The sequence below is a fragment of the Micromonospora sp. CNZ286 genome, from assembly GCF_014207755.1.
In genome coordinates, this window is sequence record NZ_JACHIZ010000001.1 from 2,518,398 (window position 1) to 2,540,163 (window position 21,766).

The 21,766-nt window shown below is 74.9% G+C and carries 20 protein-coding genes and 1 pseudogene; 6 read left to right on the forward strand and 15 right to left on the reverse strand.

From position 1 onward, the window contains the following. Nucleotides 1–28: 28 nt before the first annotated feature. Nucleotides 29–1,483, forward strand: coding sequence for an argininosuccinate lyase (locus FHX31_RS11305; protein WP_030268353.1), 1,455 nt, complete (start codon nt 29–31; stop codon nt 1,481–1,483). Nucleotides 1,484–1,578: 95 nt separating this feature from the next. Further along, nucleotides 1,579–2,478: an ROK family protein gene (locus tag FHX31_RS11310; protein ID WP_091327022.1), complete on the forward strand. Its 900-nt coding sequence runs from the start codon at nt 1,579–1,581 to the stop codon at nt 2,476–2,478. A 70-nt stretch (nt 2,479–2,548) separates the two neighbouring features. On the opposite strand, the gene FHX31_RS11315 is transcribed toward FHX31_RS11310, so the two are convergent. The 9 genes and pseudogenes from FHX31_RS11315 to FHX31_RS11350 all read right to left on the reverse strand — a co-directional run bounded on the left by FHX31_RS11315 (nt 2,549) and on the right by FHX31_RS11350 (nt 11,648). Then, nucleotides 2,549–3,298, reverse strand: a complete 750-nt coding sequence (locus FHX31_RS11315; RefSeq protein WP_123109440.1) for an enoyl-CoA hydratase — start codon at nt 3,296–3,298, stop codon at nt 2,549–2,551. Next, nucleotides 3,295–5,409, reverse strand: coding sequence for an acyl-CoA dehydrogenase family protein (locus FHX31_RS11320; protein WP_091327025.1), 2,115 nt, complete (start codon nt 5,407–5,409; stop codon nt 3,295–3,297). The genes FHX31_RS11315 and FHX31_RS11320 overlap by 4 nt, the downstream gene beginning before the upstream one ends. Next, nucleotides 5,406–6,134: a co-chaperone HscB gene (locus tag FHX31_RS11325; RefSeq protein WP_123109439.1), complete on the reverse strand. Its 729-nt coding sequence runs from the start codon at nt 6,132–6,134 to the stop codon at nt 5,406–5,408. The genes FHX31_RS11320 and FHX31_RS11325 overlap by 4 nt, the downstream gene beginning before the upstream one ends. Further along, nucleotides 6,131–6,925, reverse strand: a complete 795-nt coding sequence (locus FHX31_RS11330) for a CoA transferase subunit A (RefSeq protein WP_184976064.1) — start codon at nt 6,923–6,925, stop codon at nt 6,131–6,133. The genes FHX31_RS11325 and FHX31_RS11330 overlap by 4 nt, the downstream gene beginning before the upstream one ends. Beyond that, entirely contained in the window at nt 6,922–7,752 is an 831-nt protein-coding gene (locus FHX31_RS11335; RefSeq protein WP_184976066.1) for an SDR family oxidoreductase, read from the reverse strand. Before FHX31_RS11335 ends, FHX31_RS11330 begins: the two co-directional genes overlap by 4 nt. After that, nucleotides 7,749–8,426, reverse strand: coding sequence for a 3-hydroxyacyl-CoA dehydrogenase family protein (locus tag FHX31_RS32660; protein ID WP_392390785.1), 678 nt, complete (start codon nt 8,424–8,426; stop codon nt 7,749–7,751). The genes FHX31_RS11335 and FHX31_RS32660 overlap by 4 nt, the downstream gene beginning before the upstream one ends. Further along, a pseudogene (locus FHX31_RS32665) lies at nt 8,424–9,121 on the reverse strand (3-hydroxyacyl-CoA dehydrogenase family protein); the annotation flags it as partial. The gene FHX31_RS32660 and the pseudogene FHX31_RS32665, both read right to left, overlap by 3 nt. 26 nt (nt 9,122–9,147) lie before the next feature. After that, nucleotides 9,148–10,314, reverse strand: coding sequence for a thiolase family protein (locus tag FHX31_RS11345; protein ID WP_091327041.1), 1,167 nt, complete (start codon nt 10,312–10,314; stop codon nt 9,148–9,150). Further along, complete coding sequence (locus FHX31_RS11350) at nt 10,314–11,648, reverse strand: phenylacetate--CoA ligase family protein (RefSeq protein ID WP_184976069.1); 1,335 nt, start codon at nt 11,646–11,648, stop codon at nt 10,314–10,316. Before FHX31_RS11350 ends, FHX31_RS11345 begins: the two co-directional genes overlap by 1 nt. Nucleotides 11,649–11,696: 48 nt before the next feature. On the opposite strand from FHX31_RS11350, the gene FHX31_RS11355 reads away from it, so the two are divergent. Genes FHX31_RS11355 through FHX31_RS11370 form a run of 4 tightly spaced genes read left to right on the forward strand, consistent with a single transcriptional unit; the run spans nt 11,697 to nt 14,990 of the window. Further along, nucleotides 11,697–12,428 (forward strand): beta/alpha barrel domain-containing protein, encoded by a 732-nt coding sequence (locus FHX31_RS11355; protein ID WP_240638066.1) that lies wholly within the window; start codon nt 11,697–11,699, stop codon nt 12,426–12,428. Beyond that, nucleotides 12,425–13,579 (forward strand): CaiB/BaiF CoA transferase family protein, encoded by a 1,155-nt coding sequence (locus FHX31_RS11360; RefSeq protein ID WP_184976071.1) that lies wholly within the window; start codon nt 12,425–12,427, stop codon nt 13,577–13,579. The genes FHX31_RS11355 and FHX31_RS11360 overlap by 4 nt, the downstream gene beginning before the upstream one ends. Next, a complete protein-coding gene (locus FHX31_RS11365; protein ID WP_013286905.1) occupies nt 13,576–14,325 on the forward strand; it encodes an SDR family NAD(P)-dependent oxidoreductase in 750 nt (249 codons plus the stop codon). Before FHX31_RS11360 ends, FHX31_RS11365 begins: the two co-directional genes overlap by 4 nt. 29 nt (nt 14,326–14,354) lie before the next feature. Continuing rightward, the gene (locus FHX31_RS11370) at nt 14,355–14,990 is read left to right on the forward strand and encodes a GntR family transcriptional regulator (protein WP_013286904.1); all 636 of its coding nucleotides are present in this window, start codon (nt 14,355–14,357) and stop codon (nt 14,988–14,990) included. 58 nt (nt 14,991–15,048) lie between these two features. Here the strand turns inward: FHX31_RS11370 and FHX31_RS11375 are convergent, their stop codons facing one another. From FHX31_RS11375 to FHX31_RS11400, 6 genes are read right to left on the reverse strand one after another with little or no spacing between them, the layout of a single operon-like run. Beyond that, on the reverse strand, nt 15,049–15,909 hold the full coding sequence (locus tag FHX31_RS11375) for an HpcH/HpaI aldolase/citrate lyase family protein (RefSeq protein WP_184976074.1): 861 nt from the start codon (nt 15,907–15,909) through the stop codon (nt 15,049–15,051). A 12-nt stretch (nt 15,910–15,921) separates the two neighbouring features. Then, nucleotides 15,922–17,385 carry a dihydroorotase gene (locus FHX31_RS11380; RefSeq protein ID WP_013286902.1) on the reverse strand — a complete coding sequence of 488 codons (1,464 nt, stop codon included), beginning with the start codon at nt 17,383–17,385 and terminating at the stop codon, nt 15,922–15,924. A gap of 22 nt (nt 17,386–17,407) precedes the next feature. Further along, a complete protein-coding gene (locus FHX31_RS11385) occupies nt 17,408–18,814 on the reverse strand; it encodes an MmgE/PrpD family protein (protein ID WP_013476392.1) in 1,407 nt (468 codons plus the stop codon). After that, entirely contained in the window at nt 18,807–19,646 is an 840-nt protein-coding gene (locus tag FHX31_RS11390) for a cyclase family protein (protein ID WP_013286900.1), read from the reverse strand. Before FHX31_RS11390 ends, FHX31_RS11385 begins: the two co-directional genes overlap by 8 nt. Before the next feature lie 31 nt (nt 19,647–19,677). Then, nucleotides 19,678–20,877: a CaiB/BaiF CoA transferase family protein gene (locus FHX31_RS11395; protein ID WP_013286899.1), complete on the reverse strand. Its 1,200-nt coding sequence runs from the start codon at nt 20,875–20,877 to the stop codon at nt 19,678–19,680. Next, a complete protein-coding gene (locus FHX31_RS11400; protein ID WP_013286898.1) occupies nt 20,870–21,727 on the reverse strand; it encodes an IclR family transcriptional regulator in 858 nt (285 codons plus the stop codon). The genes FHX31_RS11395 and FHX31_RS11400 overlap by 8 nt, the downstream gene beginning before the upstream one ends. Nucleotides 21,728–21,766 lie beyond the last annotated feature (39 nt).

Genomic DNA, 21,766 nt, shown 5'->3' on the forward strand with positions numbered 1-21,766 from the left:
GGACCACGCACCACCTCGGGAGGCCTCCATGAGCCCGTCACTGACCGTCTACCAACAGCACCACCTCCGCGTCGTGTTCGACCACCACGTCGCCCACCTCTACCCGGCGATGGTCACGGCCAGCAAGGCCCACGTCGTCATGCTCGCCGAGCAGGGGCTGATCTCCGACGACGCCGCCGCGACGATGCTGCGCGGCCTGGTCGCCCTCGCCGCGGACCGGCCGGAGGAACTGGAGTACGACGGCAGCGTCGAGGACGTCTACTACACGCTGGAGAAGCGCCTCGCCGCCGCGGCCGGCATCGAGGTGTCGCAGCTGAGCGTGCAGCTCGCGCGCAGCCGCAACGACCTCGACGCCGGCGTCTTCCGGATGGTGCTGCGCGACCAGCTGCTCCAGGTGCTCGACGCGCTGCTGGCGACCGGCCGTACCGTGCTGGACCGCGCGGACCGGCACGCCGACGTGGTGATCACTGGCTACACGCACCGCCGCCCGGCCCAGCCGACCAGCATCGGGCACGTCTTCGCCGGCTACGCCGAGGCGCTCGCCGGCGAGGCCGCCGCGTACGCCGGCCTGCTGGACGAGATGAACCGCTCGCCGCTGGGCTCCTGCGCCTTCGCCGGCACCGACCTGGACATCTCGCCCCGCCGCCTGGCCGACCTGCTCGGCTTCGACCAGCTCATCGTCAACTCGTACGAGGCGGTGGCCGGCGCCGACCACCTGGTCCGGGTCGCCACGCTCAACGCGCAGGCGCTCGCCACCGGCGCCCGGCTGGCCCGCACCCTGATGGACTGGCTGAGCTGGGGCTGGGTGGTCACGCCCGGCGAGTTCACCCAGGGCAGCAGCATCATGCCGCAGAAGCGCAACCCGGTGGTGCTGGAACACCTCGTCTCGATGGCCGGCGCCGCCGCTGCCGACGCGGCGAGCGTGCTCAACAACGTCGGCGCCGCCTGGTGGGAGGACTCGAACAACGCCACCACCGACGTGCAGTCCCGGCTCTGGGACGGCGACGACCGGGCGTACCGGTTCTTCTCGCTGCTCGGTGGCCTGATCGAGAAGCTGGACCCGCAGCGCCCGCCGTCCGGCGAGGAGATCGTCGCCTCCGGCGCCACCACCACCGCGGCAGCCGACGCGCTGGCCCGCCACGGCGTGCCGTTCCGCGGCGCCCACTCGCTGCTCGGCCGGCTGGTCCGCGGCGGCGCCCCGGCGACCTGGACCGAGGATCTGGTCCGGTCCACCGCCGCCGACCTCGGTCTGGCGCTCGACGACGCCGCGGTACGGGACCTGCTGGCCGCCGCGGTCCGCCCGGAACTCGTGCTGCGCCGCGCCCAGGCCGACGGTCCCGGCGAGGCGGCCGTCCGGGACCAGGTCGGACGACTGTCTACAATGCTCGACGCGGTGCAGGAGCGGGCGCAGGCGTTGCGCGAGCGGCTGACCCGTGCCGACGCGGCTCTCGCCGAGGCGGTCGCGGCGAGGGTAGGCCTGTGACGGGGCGGCAGCCGCAGCTGGCCGTGGTCGCGGACGTCGTGTCGCGGCGACCACGTGATCTGGACCGACGGCCCGAAGGGCGATCTGACATCACCATGGAACGACCGGCAAATCCGCGCCTGCTCGGCATCGACTTCGGCGGCACCAAGATGGCGATCGGCGTGGGCGACACCGACGGCAGGCTGCTCGTCTCCGAGCGCCTGCCCACGATCGCCGAGCGGGGCGCGCAGCAGGCCCTCACCCGGGCGCTGGACCGGGCGTGCGAACTCGCCGAGCAGACCGGCGGCACGATCGTCGCGGCCGGCATCGCCTCGCCCGGCGTCGTCCACGACGACGGCATCGAACTGGCGCCGAACGTCCCCGGCTGGGAACAGTTGCGGCTGGCCGAGGCGGTCCGCGCCCACCTGAACCTCGCGCACGTGCGGGTGACGAACGACCTGAAGGCGGCGGCCTACGCCGAGCTGCGGCTCGGTGCGCTGCGCGACGCCGATCCGGGGCTCGTTGTCGGGCTCGGGACCGGGGTGGCCGCCGCGGTGACGGTCAACGGCGAGGTGCTGCCGGGCCGCCACGGCGCGGCCGGCGAGATCGCCTACGGACTGACCGACCTCAGCTGGCCGCCCCGCCTGGAACCGATGCTGGAGGCGACGTTCTCCGGCCGGGCCCTGGACGAGCTGGCGCAGCGCCTCGGCGTGGACGGCCGGGCCGCCGGCCTGTGCGCGGCGGCGGAGCAGCCCGGCCAGGTACGGGAGCAGCTCCGCCTGCGCGTCGACGAACTGGCCCGCCAGCTGGTCACGTGCTGCCTGCTGCTCGACCCGCAGCGGATCGTGCTGGTCGGCAGCGTCGCCGGCAACGACCTGGTGCGGGAGCTGCTGACCGAGCGGCTCACCCACACGCTGCCGTACCCGCCGGAGATCGTGCTGTCGGACTTCGCGCAGGACGCCGCGCTGCTCGGCGCGCTCGTCATGGCCACCGAGGCACAGCCCGCCGTGGTCTGACCGGAGCGGCGGCGTGACGCCGCCGGGCGGGGCGCACAGCGGCGCCCCGCCCGGTCCCGCGGCGGACGGGTCACCTGCGGAACGCGGCCACCGCCTCCTGGATCGCCGGCCCGGTCGCCGAGGACGCCTGGGCCCACGACTCGAACTCCAGCGCGGCGGCGAAACCGGCCGTCTCCGCGGTGCGTACCGATGTCTTGATGTCCCGGGCCAGCGCCGGGTCCAGCGCCGCCCACCGTTCGGCCCGATCGTGCGCGGCCGCCAGCGGGTCGTCGGCGAGCGTCGCGGCGAGCCCGACGCGTACCGCCTCGGGGCCGTCCACGCTCCCGCCGTCGAGCAGCAGTTGCAGGGCGCGTTCCGGGCCGAGCGCGCGGGTGAGGAACCAGGTGCAGCCCCCGCCGGGGTGCAGGCCGAGCTTCGTGAACGAGGCGATCAGCTTCGCCTTCGGCCCGACGATCCGGGTGTCGCACGCGAGCGCCAGGTTCAGCCCGGCGCCCACCGCCGGTCCCTGCACCGCGGCGATCGTCGGGATCGGCAGCGCCCGTACCCGCAGGAAGCTGTCGTAGACGCGGTGCAGGTCGGCGCGGATCTCCGCGACGCCGCGGCCTGGTTCGCCGAACATGGCGGGCAGGTCGGCGCCGGCGCAGAACGCCGTGCCCGCGCCGGTGACCACGAGCGTGCGGGCGTGCCGGTCGGCCGCCACTTCGGCGATCGCGTCGCCGAGCGCGTCGCGCATCTCCGCGTCGATGGCGTTGCGCCGGTCCGGGTCGTTCAGCGTGAGCGTCCAGCGCCCGTCCGCGTTGTGCAGTTCCACTTTGCTCATGACTCAGCCTCCTGATCGGTCAGCCAGGACCAGACGCCCGCGCTGCCGCGCGGCACCAGCGCCGCGCCGAGCGTGGCGGCCCAGAACTGCTGGGTGCCGTTCTCGTCCCGCCAGGACCAGAGCCTGCGGGTGGACAGGTGCAGCGGGTGCTCGCGGGTGACGCCCATCGCCCCGTGCAGCTGGTGCGCGCCGCGGGCCACGATCGTCGCGGCCCGGCCGGTGAGCACCCGGGCGGCGGCGACCCGCAGCGGGTCCGGCCCGGCCAGCGCGGCGTCCAGCGCGGTGCCGGCGAGCAGCGTGTGCGCGGTCATCCGGGCCAGGGTCTGCCCGACCGCCTGGAACGCCAGCAGCGGCCGGCCGAACTGCTCCCGCGTCGTCACGTGCTGCCGGGTGTGCTCCACAGCCGTCTCCAGCGCGCCGGTGAGCGCGGCGGCGGTCAGCAACGCCGCCTCGGCGCGTACCGCCCCGGCGGGCGCGACGCCGGTGAGCCGCATGTCGCCGGTGACCGGCACGTCGAACACGACGTCGTCGCGCGGCTCGGCGGCCAGGTTGCGGCCGGGCGTGACCCGCACGCCGGGGTGGTCGGCGGGCACCACGAACGCCTCGTCGCCCGCGTACACCAGCAGTGTCCGCGCGGCGGCGGCCCACGGCACGCGGGCAGCCGTGCCGCGCAGCCGCCCGCCGGCCACCGCGAGCCCGTCGTCGGCGACCACGGTGGCGACGCCCTCGGGCAGGCCGCGACCGGCGGCGGCGAGCTGCCGGGCGGCCAGCACGGTCCCGGCCAGCGGCAGGGAGACACCGTGGCGACCCAGCCCGCGCACGAGCGCGGCCAGGTCGGCGAGCGTGCCGCCCGAGCCGCCCGCGTCCTCCGGCACCGACACCCCGGTCCAGCCCAGCCCGTGCACCGTGGACCAGAGCGTGGGCAGGCCGTCCGGGTCGCCGCCGTGACCGCCGAGCACGTCGTCGGTCAGCTCCCGCAGCTCGTCGCCGCCGCGCCGGGGCGCGCGGGCGGCGCCCTTGGCGATGATGGTGCGCAGCACCTCGGTGGTGCCGCCGCGGATCGAGAAACCCGGCGCGGCCAGCAGCCCCTGGGCGAGCAGCCCGGCCGGTCCGTCGCCGTCGGGGTCAGGCTCGACGTCGAGCACGGTACGCGCGATCTCGTTGACGTCGGCCTCGAACTCGGTGCCCAGGTCCTTCAGCACCGCCGCGGCGTGCACCGGGGCCTGCCCGGCGTCCAGCTCACCGGCGATGCGCCAGGCCAGGCCGCGCAGCCCGGCCAGCCGGGCCAGCGCCTCGCCCAGCGGGGCGTCCGCGTCCCGCCGCGCGGCGCACGCGTCGACGGTGGCGGCCAGCAGCGGGTACGTGCTGAGCACCCGCTCCATCCCGCCGCGCTCGAAGGACAACTGCTCGGTGACCTGCGTCCAGCCGTTGCCGGCGGTGCCCAGAACGTGGTCGCCGGGCACCCGCACGTCGTCGAAGACGACCTCGTTGAAGTGGTGCTCGCCGCGCAGGTCGACGATCGGCCGGACGGTGACGCCGGGCGCGGACATGTCCACGATCAGCTCGGTCAGGCCCTCGTGCCGGTCGCCGCCGGTGCCGGTGCGGCACAGCACGTACGCGTGCGTGGACCGGTGGGCGTGACTGGTCCAGATCTTGCCGCCGGTGAGCCGCCAGCCGTCGCCGTCCGGGCGGGCGGTGGTGCGCACCGAGGCGAGGTCGCTGCCGGACTCGGTCTCGCTCATGCCGAGGCAGAACGTCACCTCCCCGGCGGCGATCGCCGGCAGGTACCGCTCGCGCAGCGCGGGGGAGCCGTACCGCAGGACGGCCGGGCCGATCTGCCGGTCCGCGATCCAGTGCGCGGCCACCGGCGCCCCGGCGCGCAGCAGCTCCTCGGTGACCACCAGCCGGGCCCGGTTCGAGCGGGCCTGCCCGCCGTACTCGCGCGGCCAGGTCAGGCCGATCCAGCCCCGGTCCGCCAGCGCGCGGCTGAACTCCGTGTCGTACGAGCGCAGCCACGCGTCGCACACCGGCCGGAACCGGTCGCCGTCGCGCCACTCGCCGACCAGGTCCCGTACCTGCCGGCGCAGCTCACCGAGATCGTCGTCAGTCATCCTCTGTCCGTTCCCTTCGCCACTGAGTAGCCCCGTACGGCGGCGCGCCGCAGCACGCCGACGGCCGCGGCGCGTTCGGCCGCGGTGACCGGCGGCCGGGGCGCCGCGCCGTCGACGGGTACGCCGAGCGCGGCCAGGTGGGCACGCAGCACCTCGCCGTCCGCGGTGACCTCCTCCAGCCGCGGATCGGCGCCGAGCCGCACCACGCCCCACCGGGTGTGCAGCCGCACCAGCGCGTCCGGGGCGGGCGCGGCGGTCACGTGCTCGACCGCGCACACGATCCGGCGTGGATCCCGTGCGCCGTGCAGCAGCACCAGTTCCCGTGCCGCCGCCGCGATGTCGGCGGCGCCCCCGCCGCCGGGCAGCCGCACCGTGGGCCGCTCCCGGGGGCCCAGGTACGACGAGTTGATCCGGCCGCGCAGGTCGACGTTGCCGGCGTCGAGCACCACCCGGTCGAACCGGTGGCCCATCGCCAGGAGCACGTCGGCGGTGCCGCCCAGCCAGCCGAACCCGCCGGCGTACGCCGGGTAGTCGGTGGTGCTGGTCGGCACGTCGGCGCCGGGCCGGTGCGCGCTGGCGCCGGCCTCGAAGACCTGGCTGAACGGTTCGCCGGGCAGCGCGTACGCGCACTGGCCGGCGAGCACCGGCCAGTGGAAGCCGGTGAACACCCAGCCGCCGCGCCGGAACTCCCGCGCCGCCCGGACCAGGAAGTCCGCTGTGGTCACAGCACCTCCTCGGCCAGCCACCGCCGGAAGCCGTCGGCGGTGGCCGAGCGGCGGGCATACCGCTGGTACGCCTCGACGTCACGCGGGTACCGGCCGACCGCGCCGTCGGGGTGCACCGCGCCGGGGGACTCGACCACCGCGTCGACGAGCAGCCCGGGAACGCTGATCCCGGCGGCGCGTACCGTCTCGGCGTCGGTGACCTGCTCGGCGACGAGCACGGTGCGCCGGGCCGCCTGGGCGGCCACGAGCACCTCACCGAGCGGGCCGCGGATCACCCCGTTGCCGTCGGCGTCGGCCAGGTCCACGTGGACGAACGCCACGTCGGGCCGCTCGGCGCGGACCACCCGGGCCGGCCCGAACGCCGAGTCGACCGAGGACAGCCGCCCCCGGCTCCAGTCCTCGTCCAGGTAGCCGGTGCCGGGCAGGTCCGGCACCGGCATGAACGGCACCCGCCAGGCGCCCGCGGTGAGCGCTGCGGTGAGCAGCCCGAGGCTCAGCTCGTGCAGCGCGACCTGGGTGTCGCCGTCCTGAGCGGCGCGCCGGAAGTTCCAGGCGGGCGCCGGGCCGACCGGGCTCCAGCAGTGGCCGTACGTGGCCGAGCGCAGCACCCCGGCGCCGAGCAACTGGTCCATCAGCAGCCCGCCGGAGGCGATCACCACGTCCACGTCCCGGATTCGCTGCCGGATCATCTCGTGGCCCACGGCGAACAGTTGCGCGCCGAAGTTGCCCAGGTAGACCCGTCGGCCGGGGCGTACGTGCTCGGCCACGACGTCGGCGAGGGCGCGGCTCACCGGTACGCCTCCGCCAGCATGTGCAGCCCCGGTCCCAGGTGTGCGCCGCCGTCGAGCTGGATGAGCTGGCCGGTCATCATGGCGGCGGCCGGGCCGGCCAGGAACGCCACCAGCTCGGCGACCTCCTCGGCGCGGGTCGGGCGGCGCAGCGGCGTGGCCCGGTCCACCAGGTTGTCCCGGACGTGCCGGTCGGCCTCGGCGTCGAGCGCGGCGGTGAGCACCGTGCCCGGTCCGAGGCAGTTGAGCCGGATGCCGTCGGCGGCCCACTCCAGGGCCAGCGTGCGGGTCAGCCCGAGCACGCCGGCGCGGGCCGCGACGGCGTGCGCCATGCCCTGCCCGCCGCGTTCCACCCCTGACAGCGACATGTTCACCACCGCGCCGCGGGTGCGCCGCAGGTACGGGTACGCGGCGGTGGTGAGGTGGAAGACGCTTGTGAGGTTCAGGTCGACGACTGCGGCCCAGCCGCCCGCAGAGATCCGCGTGGCCGGGGCGAAGAACTGCCCGCCGGCGTTGTTCACCAGCAGGTCGATGCCGTGCGCCTCGCCTGCCTCGGCGATGGTGGCTGCGGCGCGGTCGTGGTCGCGGACGTCGCAGACCGCGTACGTGTAGCGGCCGCCCCCGGTGGCCGCCTCGCCGGTGATCGCCTCGCCGGTGGCGGCGAGCGTGTCGGCGTGCCGGCCCAGCCCGGTGACGTGGGCGCCCAGCTCGGCCAGGCGTATCGCGACCGCCCGGCCGATGCCGCTGCCGGCGCCGGTGACCACCGCGTGCCGCCCGGCGAGCACACCCGCGCGCAGCACGGCCACGCCGGTGTCGTCCCCCCGCGTCACCGGGCGGCCCTCGCCTCACCGATCGCCTGCCGCCGCAGCAGTTGCGCCGGCCGGTAGCGGGGGTCGCCGAACGCGTCGGCCATCGACCGCAGGGCCTCGTACACGGTCCCCGCCCCGGCGGCCCGCAGCGTCTCGAACGGGCCGCGCGGATGGTTCATCGCCAGGCGCAACGCCACGTCCACGTCGTCGGCGGTGGCGGTGCCCTCCTCGATCACAGTGGCCGCCTCGTTCACCAGGCAGTGGGCGAGCCGGTCGCCGACCAGGCCGGGCAGCGCCGGCACCCGCACCGACGACGCGCCGAGGTGGTCCAGCAGCCGGTCGACGAAGCCGGGGACGGCGACGCCCGCGACCGGGTCCTCGACCACCTCGGCGAACACGGCGTCGTCGGCGCGCCGGTGCAGCCGGATCCAGCCGACGTCGGCGGGCAGCACCTCGGCCCAGCCGGCGTCGGAGCTGTCCAGCACCACGTTCTGCCGGGCCGCCAGCCGGGCCAGCTCCGCCTCCCGCTGCGGGGTCGGCGCGCCGAGGCTCACCACGCGGGCCGCCGGACCGTTCGGCGCCCCGGGCCGCCGGACCACCCGGGCGTTGGCGTCGCGCGGCGGCTCGACGGCGTAGTCGTAGAAGCCGCGGCCGGCGGCCTTGCCGGTCAGGCCGGCCCGGACCAGGCCACGCACCTGGGGGATGGGCCGGTAGCGGGGGTCGCCGAACTCGCGCAGCGCGGTCTCCGACGAGGCCAGGTGCGTGTGCAGCCCGGTGAGTCGAGCAGTTGCAGCGGACCCATCGGGTGCCCGAGCGCGCCCCGGGCGACCGCGTCCACCACCGCCGCCTCGACGCCCTGCGCGAGGAGGAGCTGCGCCTCGTAGTACAGCGGCCGGCAGACCCGGTTGACGATGAAGTTCGGCGAGTCCCGGCACACCACAGCGGTCTTGCCGAGCGACTCCACGAGCGCCAGCGCCCGCCGCACCGTCGCCTCGCCGGTGGCCGCGCCGACGATCACCTCCACCAGGCGCATCCGGGTGGGCGGGTTGAAGAAGTGCAGCCCGAGCAGGCGTTCCGGGGCGCCGAACGCGCGGCCCATCTCGTTGACGCTCAGCGACGAGGTGTTGGAGGCGACGAGCAGGTCCGGCCCGCCGGCGGCGGCGACCCGGGCGAGCAGGTCGCGCTTGGCGGCCATGTCCTCCACGATCGCCTCGATCAGCACGTCCGCGCCGGCGAGCGCGGTCTCGACGTCGGCGGCGGCGCCGAGTTCGCCGGTGGCACCGTCGGCGCGGATCCGCTCCAGGCCGGCGCGGCCCAGTTCGGCGGTGGCGTCGACGACCCGGACGGTGTGCCCCGCCCCGGCGAGGACCTGCGCGATGCCCCGGCCCATCGGCCCGAGGCCGACCACGACGGCGATCACCGGGTCACCCGCTCGATCACGGCGGCGATGCCCTGTCCGCCGCCGACGCACAGGCTCGCCACGCCGTACCGGCCGTCGCGGCGGGCCAGCTCGTGCAGCAGCGAGACGATCAGCCGGGCGCCGCTCTGTCCGGTCGGGTGGCCGAGGGCGATCCCGCCGCCGTTGACGTTCACCCGCTCCTCGTCCAGGCCCAGCGCGCGCACGTTCTGCACGATCTGCGCGCCGAACGCCTCGTTGATCTCGAACAGGTCCACGTCGGCGACGGTCAGCCCGGCCCGGTGCAGGGCCAGCGGAATGGCCTCGGCCGGTCCGACGCCCATCATCGTCGGGTCCACGCCGACGGCCGCGAACCCGACGATCCGGCCCAGCGGGGTCAGCCCGTACCGCCGTACCGCCTCGCCGCCGGCCACCACGACCGCGGCGGCGCCGTCGGCCATCTGGCTGGCGTTGCCCGCGGTGACCGTGCCGCCGTCGGTGAACGACGGGCGCAGCCGGGCGAGCCGTTCCGGTGTGGTGTCGGGGCGTACCGTCTCGTCGCGGTCCAGCTCGTCCAGCGGCAGGACCTCCTGCGCCATCGCGCCGGACTCCCAGGCCCGGGCCAGCCGCTGGTGGCTGCGCGCCGACCAGGCGTCCTGGTCGGCGCGGGACACGCCGAACTCGCGGGCGACCTTCTCCGCGGTCTCGCCCATGCTCATGCCGCAGATCGGGTCGGTGCCGCCGTCGCGCCAGCCGTCCTGGAGCAGGACGTCGCCGCGGCGCACGCCGTCCCAGCGCAGCGTGTACGGCGCCAGGTACGGCATCGTGCTCATGCTCTCCGCGGCCACCGCCAGTGCCACGTCGGCCTCGCCGGACCGCACCGACCGGTGCGCGAGCTGCACCGCCTTGAGGCCGGAGGCGCAGGCCATGTTGATGGTCTGCGCGGGCGTCGGCACCGGCACGCCCGCCGCCAGCGAGATCTGCCGTCCCGGGTTCGGGCCGTTGCCCGCCTGACGGCAGTTGGCGACCACCGTCTCGTCCACCGCCTCGGCGGGCACCCCGGCCCGCTCCAGCGCGGCGGCACCGGCCAGCCCGCCCAGGCGCACCACCCGCACGTCGCGCAGCGCGCCGCCGTACCGGCCGTGCGGGGTACGCACGGCGCCGACCAGGAACGCTTGCCTGTCCATCACGGAACCTTCCGGTCGGCGCGTACGACGCGCTTGCTCTTGTGGGTGCTGCGCGGCAGCGTGCCCTCGGGGACGGTCTCCACCACCGCGCGCACCGTCAGCTCGGCGCGCACGGCGTGCGCCAGCTCGCGGGCCACCCGCCGGTCGTCGCCGGTCACCTCGACGCGCAGCTTGATGCCGGTGAGGTAGCCGGTCGCCGGGTCGGTGACGTCCTCGTCGAGGACGATGAGGTATTCGCCGCAGGTGCCGGGCGTGGCCCGGACGACCTGCTCGACGGCGGACGGGAACAGGTTCACCCCGCGTACCACGAGCATGTCGTCGGCCCGGCCGACGACGCCGCCCGGCAGCCGGGCGAGCGTGCGCCCGCACGGGCAGGCGGTGCTGTCGCGGACCACCACGTCGCCGGTGGCCCACCGCACCAGCGGGCTCGCCCGCTTGTCCAGGTGGGTGAGCACCAGCAGGCCGGGTGCGCCGTCGGGCACCGGCTCGTGGGTGTACGGGTCGAGCACCTCGGCGTACGCGAAGTCCTCGGCCATGTGGCCGCCGGCCTGTTCCTCGCACTCCCAGGCGATCGGCTGGAACTCCAGGCTGCCGTACCCGTCGAAGCACTTGGCGCCCCAGCGCTGCTCGATGTGCGCGCGGGTGGCCGGCACCCCGGCGCCGGGTTCGCCGCCGACCTGGATCCGCCGCACCGGCGAGTCGCGCAGCGGCGTGCCGGCGCGTTCCGCGGTCTCGGCCAGGTGCAGCATGAACGACGGCGTCCCGCCGACGGCTGTGGTGCCGTACCGGAAGATCGTGTCGATCTGTCGCTGGGTGTCGCCGGACCCGGCGGGCAGCAGCGTCACGCCGATGCGCTGGTAGCCGGCTGTCGCGCCGAGCCCGCCGACGAACCAGGCGTAGCTGAACAGGCACTGGTACACGTCGGTGTCCCGCACCCCCTGGCTGTACGCGGCCCGCGCGTACAGGTCGGCCCAGCGGTCCAGGTCGTGCGCGGTCCACAGCACCGGGGTCGGGTTCGAGGTGGTGCCGGAGGAGAAGTGCACGCGGCGGCGGTCCGCGACCGGCGCGGCGACGGCGCTGCCCCACGGCGGGTGGGCGGCCAGGTCGGCCACGTAGTCGGCCTTGCCGACCAGCGGCAGGCGGCGCAGGTCGGCCAGTTCCCGGACGTCGCCCGGGTGGAAGCCGAGCGCGTCCCACCGGGTGCGGTAGAAGTCGCTGGCGGCGTACACGTAGGACAGTTGCGCCTTCAGGCGGGTGAGCTGGTACGCGGCCAGCCGCTCGCGCGGCCACGTCTCGGCCTCGTGCCAGTGGCGCTCGGAGAACGGCCCGGTCATCGCGGGCTCCGGCGCAGCCCGCCGACGAGCTTCGTCAACCCGGCGAGGGTGCCGAAGCTCGCCGACGCCGACGCGCTGGCGGCACTGGTCCGCGACGAGCCGGGCCTGGCCTCGATCGGCCTGGTGATGAACGGCCGCGGCCTGGACCGGGCGGTCGCCGCCGGCGTCACCGAGGTCAACTTCGTGGTCGTCGCCACCGACACGTTCTGCCGGCGCAACCAGGGCACGACCACCGCCGAGGCGGTGGCGCAGGTGCGGCGGCTGCTGCCCCGCGCCCGCGAGCTGGGGCTGCGCGCGTCGGTCACGGTCGGTGCCGCGTTCGGCTGCCCGTTCGAGGGGGAGACGCCGCCGGAGCGCGTGCTGCGCGTCGTCGACGATCTGGCGCCGGTGGCGCCGGACGAGGTGGCGCTCGCCGACACCATCGGCGTGGCCGTGCCGTCCCAGGTGGAGCGGCTGTTCACCGCCGTACGCGAGCGCACCGGGGCGAGCCTGCGCGGGCACTTCCACAACACCCGCAACCTGGGCCTGGCGAACGTCCTGGCCGCCGTCGGGGCCGGGGCGCGGGCGATCGACGCCAGCGTCGGCGGCATCGGCGGCTGCCCGTTCGCGCCGGCCGCCACCGGCAACGTGGCCACCGAGGACGTGGTGTACGCGCTGGAACGCTCCGGGACAGCCACCGGCGTGTCGCAGGAGGCGGCCATCGGCAACGCCAGGTGGCTGGGCGAGCTGTTCGGCGCCGAGCTGCCGGGCATGCTGAGCCGGGCCGGTGGCTTCCCGTGACCGGGCCGCTGACCGGACTCCGGGTGCTGGACCTGACCAGCACGTTCTCCGGCCCGTACTGCACGCTGATGCTGGCCGACCTGGGCGCCGAGGTGATCAAGGTGGAGCCGCCGGGCGGCGACATCGCCCGCCAGCTCGGCGCCGCCCGCACCCCCGGCATGGCGGCGGTGTTCCTCAACATGAACCGGGGCAAGAAGAGCGTCCTGCTGGACCTCAAGGCGCCCGCCGACCGGGCCGCGTTCGACCGGCTGGTGCCGACGGTGGACGTGCTGGTGCACAACATGCGCCCGGCCGCCGCGGCCCGGCTCGCGCTCACCTACGACGACGTACGCACGCTGCACCCGGCGATCGTCTACTGCGCGATCCCGGGCTTCCGTGGCACCGGCCGGCACGCCGACCGGCCCGCCTACGACGACGTGATCCAGGGCGCCTCCGGCATCGCCCGGCTCCAGAGCGTCAACCAGGACCAGCCCGGGTACGTCGTCACACCGCTCGCCGACAAGATCACCGGGCTCACCGCGTCCACCGCCGTGCTCGCCGCGCTGCGGCACCGCGACGCCACCGGCGAGGGGCAGCGCGTCGAGGTGCCGATGTACGACACGATGGTCGCCTTCGGCCTGCTCGAACAGCTCGACGGCTGGACGTTCGACCCGCCCACCGGGCCGCCGCTCTACCCGCGTACCGCCGCGCCGAACCGCCGTCCGTACGCCACCGCCGACGGGCACCTGTGCGTGCTGATCTACACCGGCCGGCAGTGGGAGCGGTTCCTCACCCTGGTCGGGCGCGCCGACCTGCTGCGCCACCCCGACTACGACACCGTCGGCAAGCGGATCGCCAACGCCGACGGGCTCTACCGGGTGGTCGCCGAGGTGCTGCTCGGGCGTACCACGGCCGAGTGGCTGGCGGAGCTGTCCGCGATCGACGTGCCGTGCGCGCCGCTGGCCGGCTACGAGGAGATCCTCCGCGAGGAGGAAGAGGCCGGGTCCGGCCTGGTGTCGATCGTCGAGCATCCGGTGGCCGGGCGGCTGCGCAGCGTCGCCTCGCCGATCGTCATGTCGGGCTCGCCGTTGCCGGCCGGCCGGCTCGCACCGACGCTCGGCGAGCACACCGACGAGGTGCTCGCCGGCGGCACCGAGGGGAGAAGCGGATGAGGGGCAGGGTCGCCGTCGTCACCGGCGCCGGATCGGGGATCGGGCTCGCCGTGGCCCGCCGGCTGGCCGACGAGGGCGCCGAGGTGGTCTCCGCAGACCTGGACGTCTCCGCGTGCGTGGGCGTCCCGGTCACCGCCGACCTGGGCACCCCGGCCGGCGTCGCCGCCGTCGTGCGGGAGGTGACCAGCCGGTACGGCGGCGCGGACGTGCTCGTCAACAACGTGGCGCTCGCGCCGTACCGGGACGCGTTCACCGACATCGACGACGCCGCCTGGCAGCGCACCTGGGACGTGAACGTGATGTCCTGCGTGCGCCTGTGCCGCGCGCTCGTGCCGCTCATGGTCGAGCGGGGCGGCGGCAGCGTGGTCACCATCGGCTCCGAGGCGGCGCGGCACCCCAAGCCGCACATGCTCGACTACGCGGTCAGCAAGGCCGCGCTGCTCAGCCTCGCCAAGGGCCTGGCCCTGGAGTACGGCTCCCGGGGCGTACGGGTGAACACCGTCGCGCCCGGCCCGACCCGGACCGCGACCATGGACGCCTACCTGGAGTCGGTCGCGCTCCGGCTCGGCATCGACGTCTCCGCCGCCGCCGACCACGTCGTGCACGAGCTGCGCCGGCTGCCGCTGGGCCGGATGAACGAGCCGGAGGACGTCGCCGAGGTGGTGCTCTTCCTGGCCGGGGACCGGTCCCGGCAGGTGACCGGCTCGGAGTACGCCGTCAACGGCGGTTCCACCGCGTCGATGTAGGTTCACCATCGGTGAACAGAGGGGGACGCATGGGCCGGGCCACGCAGTCGGCGTACGAGTCGATCAAGACGCGCATCCTCGGTGGGGCGTACGAGCCGGGGAAGAAGCTCTCCGAGGAGGATCTCGCCGCCGCGGTGGGGGTGAGCCGCACCCCGGTACGGGAGGCGCTGCGCCGGCTGCACGCCGAGGGCCTGGTGGACTGGGAGGCCAACCGGGGCGCCACCGTCCCGGCCTGGCGCGAGCAGGACCTGGAGGAGATCTTCGAGCTGCGCGCCCTGCTGGAGGGGTACGGCGCCGAGCTGGCCGCGACCCGGATCACGCCGGAGGAGATCGCCCGGCTGCGCGAGCTGTGCGCCGAGATGGAGGGCTACGCGGCCGGTCAGCGGCGGGACCGGGCGGACCGGATCGCGGTCTGCAACGCGCAGTTCCACGAGATCATCCTGGGCGCCGGGCGGAACCGCCGGTTGAGCGCGCTGCTCGGGGCGGTGGTGCAGACGCCGCTGGTGAACCGCACGTTCCGCCGGTACGACGAGGCGGCGATGGCGCGCAGCATGTCGCACCACCGGGAGCTGATCGATGCGTTCGAGGCGCGCGACCGGGCCTGGGCCGGCTCGGTGATGCGGGCGCACATCCTGGCCGCCCGCGCCACGCTCGGCACGCCCTGACCCACGCCGGGCCGGGCCACGTCGTACCCGTCGACGGTCCCCGGCCCGGCGTCACGTGTCACCCCGCGGACGCCTCGGCGCGGCGTACCACCTCGGCGGCGGCCCGTACCACCGCCCGGTCCAGCAGCCGCCCGCCGGCGTCGGTGGCCACCCCGGAGCCGCCGCGTTCGGCCCGCTCCAGCGCCTCCAGCACGGCCCGCGCCGAGGCCACCTCGGCCTCGGTGGGGGTGAACACCTCGTTGACCGTCGCGATCTGCCCGGGGTGGATGGCGCTGCGCGCCCGGAAGCCCTGCCGCAGCAGCGCCCGGGTGGTCTGCTCCAGCCGCTCCGGGTCGCGCAGCGTCGTCTCCACCGGTCCCACCGGCGGGGTGATGCCGGCCGCTGCCGACGCGACCACGACCTGGGAGCGGATCGGCGCGAACTCCGCCCGCTCCGGCCCGGGCTGCAACCCCAGCTCACCGGCGAGGTCCGCCTCGCCGAGGCCGAGCCGCAGCACCCGCGCTGCGGCGGCCACCTGCGGCGCGGTGAGCACGCCCCGGGCGGTCTCGATCAGCGCCACCACCCGGAACGCCGGGGCGTCCGGGCCGAGCCGCCGCTGCACCCGGGTCAGCGCCGCGTCGACCTCGGCGAGCAGGTCCGGCTCGGCCTTCGGTACCCAGACCCCGGCCGCGGCGGGGGAGAGCACCTCGACGTCCGCCTCGACCTGGTCGCTGTTGATCCGCACCCACAGCTCGGGGCCGGCCGCCGCGGCGGCGCCCAGGTACCCGGCGACCGTCTCCCGGGCCTGCGCCTTGCGGGCCGGCGTGACCGCGTCCTCCAGGTCGAGCACGAGCGCGTCCGCGCCGCGCCCGGCCGCCTTGTCCAGCAGGTCCGCCCGGTCGCCCGGCACGTACAGGTAACTGCGCGCCACCGCCGCCATCAGTCGTTCCCCTTACCGCTGCGGGCGGGCGAGGTAGCGGCCGGCCGGCTCGCCGGTCACCTTGCCGTCGACGAGCACGTGCTGCCCGCGGACGAAGGTGTCGGTGACCCGTGCGGTCAGCTCGAAGCCCTCGAACGGCGTGTACTCCTGCGTCGACTCGGAGTCCTCGGCGTGCACCGTCCAGGTCGAGTCCGGGTCGACGAGGCAGATGTCGGCGTCGTACCCCTGCAGCAGCGCGCCCTTGTTGCGCAGGCCGAAGCGCTGGGCCGGGTTCCACGAGGTCAGCTCCGCCACCCGCTGGTACGACAGGCCGCGCCGGTTGCCCTCGGTGACCAGGCCGGGCAGCAGGTACTCGGCGCCGCCGAAGCCGGACTTGGCGACGAAGATGTCGTCGCGCGGCTCACCGAACTTGACCTCGTCCTTGCAGCAGGCGTGGTCGCTGACCACCCAGTCGATCTTGCCGTCCAGGACGTACCCCCAGAGCGCCTCGACGTCGGCGCGCGGGCGCAGCGGCGGGTTGACCTTGCCGCCCAGGCCGTGCGCGGTGTCGATGTCGGCGACCAGGTGGCCGATGGTCACCTCGCGGCGGAAGTCGATGTGCGGGAACGCCCGCGCCATCCGCAGCGCCGCGTCGACAGCCTTCTCCGAGGTCAGGTGCAGCAGGTTGATCTTCGGCAGGCCGGTCTCGTGCGCCAGGTACGACGCGATCGACACGGCCAGTCCCTCGGAGTGCGGCGGCCGCGAGGCGTGGTACGCCTCCAGCCCGCGCAGCGTGCCGTCCTGCTCGACCTGCTTGGTGTACGCGCTCATGATCTCGGCGGTCTCGCAGTGCAGCGACAGCGAGATCTCGTCGGCCAGCTCGGGGAAACGCTCCCGGGCCGCCTGGACGCCCCGCATCACGAACTCGAAGTGGGCGTAGTCGTACCGCTCGCCCTCCGGGATCATCAGGAACGAGTTCTGGTCGGCGGACCGGCCGTGCAGGCCGTGGCTGCCGTAGAACATGAAGATCTTGAACGAGGTGACGCCGTGCTCCTCGACCAGGGACGGCACCTCGCCGATGTGCTCCCGCGACATCGGCGCCAGGTGGAAGCCGTAGTCGATGTAGGAGCGGCCCTCGGTCGCGGACAGCACCTCGGGGAAGAAGTCGGCGTACCGGCCGCCCCGGTTGAGGTAGTACTGCCCGGTGCGCATGTAGTTCAGCGCCGTGGTGACGCCGCCCTGCACCGAGGCGCGGCTCTCCGAGACGGCGTCCTCGCTCAGCGGGTTGTAGATGCCCCAGTGCTGGTGCGCGTCCACCACGCCGGGGAAGGCGAGCCGGCCGCCGCCGTCGACGACCTGGGCGGCCTCCGCCCGGTCGATCTGCGGGGCGACGCGGCTGATCCGTCCGTCGGTGACGCCGATGTCCATCAGCTCGGGTTCGGGCCGGTCGTGCCGGACCACGCGGACGTTCGTCAGCAGCAGGTCGTAGGTGCTCATGGTGTTGCTCCTCGTGCTCGGTTCAGCGGCGGTTGATCAGGCCCATCAGGCCGTGGACGTCGGGGGCCCGGTCCAGCCGGTGGACCTCCTCGGTGATGCGGTCGGCGGTCGCCTCCGGCAGGGCGGCGGCGTTGGTGCGGAACTTGACCGCCAGTTCGGCGTCGCTGAGCGGACGCTGCGGCCCGCCCCGGTTGGCGAGCACCTCCTGCACCCACTCCCGCCCGTCGCGGGTGACCACCCGCAGCACGGCCGGGAACTGGTGCGGGAAGATCGCGTCGCACCGCTCGTCGCCCACCACGTCGACCAGCGCCATCAGCGCCCGCCGCTGCGGGTCGTGCGCCAGGGCGTCGGTGAAGTCGGCGAGGTCCACGCCGAGACCGCCGCCGCCGATCAGGCCGGCGACCACCGCGTACGGGCCGCTGAACTGCGCCTCGTAGCCGGTCTGCGGCGCCCGCTTGCGCTCGATGGGCTGGCCGATGGTGCGCACCGTCGGCGTCGGAACGCCGAGCGTGATCGACTCGATCTCGTCCAGCGGCAACCCGCGCTCGCGCAACGCGATCGCCGCGTCGATGGCGGCGTGGGTGAAGTGGTTCGCCGGGTACGGCTTGAAGAAGATGCCCGGTACCGCCCAGTCGGTGCCGAGCCCGCGGACGATCTCGTCGCCGTCGAACTCGCCGCGCAGGAACGCCTGGAAGAAGCCGAAGCGTCCCTCCAGCACCGTCGGCGGGCCGGTCACGCCGTGCCGGGCCAGCTGCGCGGCGCTCACCGCCGCGTGCGCCGCCCAGCCGCAGTGGATCCGCTTGACGGTGCCGCCGTTGCGGTTGGACTCGATCAGACCGGCGGCCATCGAGGCGGACACGCCGAGCGCGTCGAGCGCGCCGTCGGCGTCCAGCTTCAGCAGCCGGGCCGCCGCCACCGCGCCGCCGAGCGTGCCGCAGATCGAGGTGGCGTGCTGCCCGTGCTCGAAGAAGACGGAGTTGCCGGCGGCCGGGTCGTAACCGGCCATGCCGAGCCGGACGCACACCTCCAGGCCGACGGCGATGGCCGCGACCGTCTCCCGCCCGGACGCCCCGGACGCCTCGGCGGCGGCCAGCGCGGCCGGCACCACCGACGCGCTCGGGTGCAGCACCGACGGCAGGTGCGTGTCGTCGTAGTCGAGCGAGTGCGCCAGCACGCCGTTGGCGAACGCGGCCAGCGCGGCCGGCGCCTTCTCGTCCAGGCCGACGACAGTGGCCTGGCCGCGGCCGCCCTGCTCCTCGACGTAGGCGAGGGCCGCCTGGCTGGTCGGCAGCGGCCGGGCCGCCACGCAGAGGCCGAGCACGTCCAGGACACGGGCCCGGACGCTCGCGACGACCTCGTCGGGCAGCGTCTCGGCGGCGGTGTCGGCGGCGAAGGTGGCCAGGTGGCGGCCCAGGGTCGGCTCAGCCACGGCTGATCACCGCCAGCGGGCGCACCGGGGAGCCGGTGGCGCCGTACAGCGGCAGCGGCGCCATGACGAATGTGAACTCGTGCACCTCGTCGCGGGCCAGCTCCTCCAGCGCCATCGTCTCGATCAGGTAGACGCCGTGCTCGACCAGCAGGATCCGGTGGGCCGGCAGCGAGCTGTGGCCCTTGCCCGGCGGCAGGCACTCGAAGGCGATGGTGTCCGCGCCGGCGGCGTGCACCTGCCGCTGCGCCAGCCACGTCGCGCCGTCCGCGCCGACCCCCGGCACGCCGGAGTCCTTGCCGACGTACACGCCGCGGTCCTCGTGGTCGAACAGCCGGCCCCACCCGCTGCGGATGAGCACGACGTCGCCCGGGCCCACCGGCGTGCCCTGCCGGGACACCGTGGCGTCCAGGTCGGCGGGGGTGATCTCGTAGCCGGGCTCGCAGGCCTCCACGCCCAGCGCGGCGGGCACGTCCAGCAGCACGCCCCGGCGGACCATCGGCGCGACGGTGTGCACGCCCAGCTCGTCGAACCGGCCGCCGACCTGCGCGTCGGCGGCGTCGGCGCCGCCGTGCAGCCGGCCGTCCTGGGAGACGTGCGCGAGCGCGTCGACGTGCGTGCCGACGTGCGTGCCCATCACCAGCAGGTCGTTGGCGGCGGAGCCGCCGTCGGCGCGCACCATGTCGCCGTGGCGGCGCGGCAGGGTGAGCCCGAACGCCGGGTGGTTCGGTGACTGCGGCATGCCGACGGTCAGCCGCCGGCCCAGGTCGTAGATCGTGACACCGGCCTGCACGGCGTCGAGCAGGCGGTCGGCGGTTCTGGCTGTGGTGCCCACGGGGTTCCTCGCGTTTCGGCTGTCGGCGTCGTCAGGCGACGACGCCACGGGCTTTCAGGTCGGCGATCTCGGCCGGGTCGCAGCCGAGTTCCTCGACGAGCAGGGCGTCGGTGTCGGCGCCGGGGGAGCGTCCGGTGAACCGGATCCGGCCCGGCGTCTCCGACATCCGCCACATGACGTTGTGCATCCGCATCGGGCCGAGGTCGGGATCGTCGACCGTGGTGATCATCTCGGTGGCCCGGACGTGCGGGTCCTCGACGATGTCCTTGGCGCTGTAGACCGGGGCGACAGCGGCACCGGCCTCGGCGAAAGCCGCGGCCACCTCGTCGCGGGTCCGCTCGGCGATCCACGACCCCACGTACTCGTCGAGCAGGTCCGCGTGCGCCACCCGCCCGACGCCGGTACGGAACCACGGCTCGTCGATCACCTCGGGGTGGCCCACCAGCCGCAGCACCCGCTCGGCGATGGCCTGGGCGCTGGTGGAGATGGCCACCCACGACCCGTCCTTGGTCTGGTACGTGTTGCGCGGCGCGTTGTTCGTCGAGCGGTTGCCCTGCCGCTGCTCCACCACGCCGAGCTGGTCGTAGACGGTGGGGCCGGGACCGACAGCGGTCATGATCGGCTCCAGCAGGCTCATGTCGACGACCTGGCCCCGGCCGCCGGAGCGCTCCCGGTGCCACAGCGCCATCATCACCGCCGACGAGGTGGCGATGCCGCAGATGCTGTCGGCCAGCCCGAACGCGGGCAGCGTGGGCGGGCCGTCGGCGGTGCCGGTCAGGTGGGCGAACCCGCTCATCGCCTCGGCCAGCGTGCCGAACCCGGCGCGGGAGGCGTACGGGCCGGTCTGCCCGAAGCCGGTGATCCGGGCGATCACCAGACCGGGGTTGACCCGGTGCAGCTCCTCCGGGCCGACACCCCAGCGCTCCAGCGTGCCCGGCCGGAAGTTCTCCACCAGCACGTCGGCCCGCTCGGCCAGCCGCAGCAGCAGCGCCGCGCCCTCCGGCGCGGACAGGTTCAGCCCGACCAGCCGCTTGTTGCGGGAGATCTCCTTCCACCACAGGGGATGGCCGTCCTTGGCCTTGCCGTGGCCGCGCATGCTGTCACCCATGGTCGGGTGCTCGATCTTGATCACGTCGGCGCCGTAGTCGCCGAGGATCTGACAGCACAGCGGCCCGGCGAGGATCGTCGAGACGTCAAGCACCCGCAGGCCCGTCAGCGGTCCGTCACTCACCTGTTCCACCTCCCCAGTTCTGTTCCTGACCCGTCCGCCCGGCGACACGCTGCGCCGGCGGCCGGAAACCCAGTTCGGCGGAGATCTCCGCCGCCGCCGCGGCGACCAGCGCCCCGTGCGCGGCGCACACCTCCGGGGTGAACCGGTTCTGCGGCCCGCACAGCGAGATCGAGCCGAACACCTGCCCGGTCGCGTAGCGCACCGCCGCGGCCACACTTCCCGCGCCGTTCTGCCGCTCGCCCATGCTCACCGCGTACCCCTGACGCCGGATCCGGGCCAGGTCGGCCCGCAGCTTGGCGGTGGAGGTGATGGTGGCCGGGGTGACCGCGTCCAGCGGGTGGTGGCCGAGGTAGTCGTCGACCTCCGCGTCCGGCAGCGCCGCCAGGATCGCCTTCGACGACGACCCGGAGTGCAGCGCGTGGCTGGTGCCCAGGGAAACCGACATCCGGACCTCGTGCGGCGACAGCACCTGGTCGATGTAGACGCGTGACCAGCCCTGCCGCACCGACAGCGTGGCGGTCTCGCCGGTGTCGCGCACCAGCCGGACCAGGTAGCGGCGCGCGATGTCCGGCACGTCCAGCGCGCGCAGCGCGGCCAGGCCCACCGCGAGCGCGCCGGTGCCGAGCCGGTACCGCTTGGTCTCCTCGTTGAAGGTGAGGAAGTTGTCGGCCACCAGCTCCTTGAGGATGCGGTGCGCGACCGCCTTCGGCAGACCCAGTTCCCGCGCGATCGTCGACACGCCGAGGGTCTCCGGTGCCCGTTCGGCGATGATGTTGACGATGTCGAGGGCGCGGCCCAGACCGGAACGGGTCCGGCCGGCGGTGCTCTCGACGACCGCTGTCGTGATCATCTCTGTTCCTCCACTGTCGACGTACGTGCGTGGGGTCGC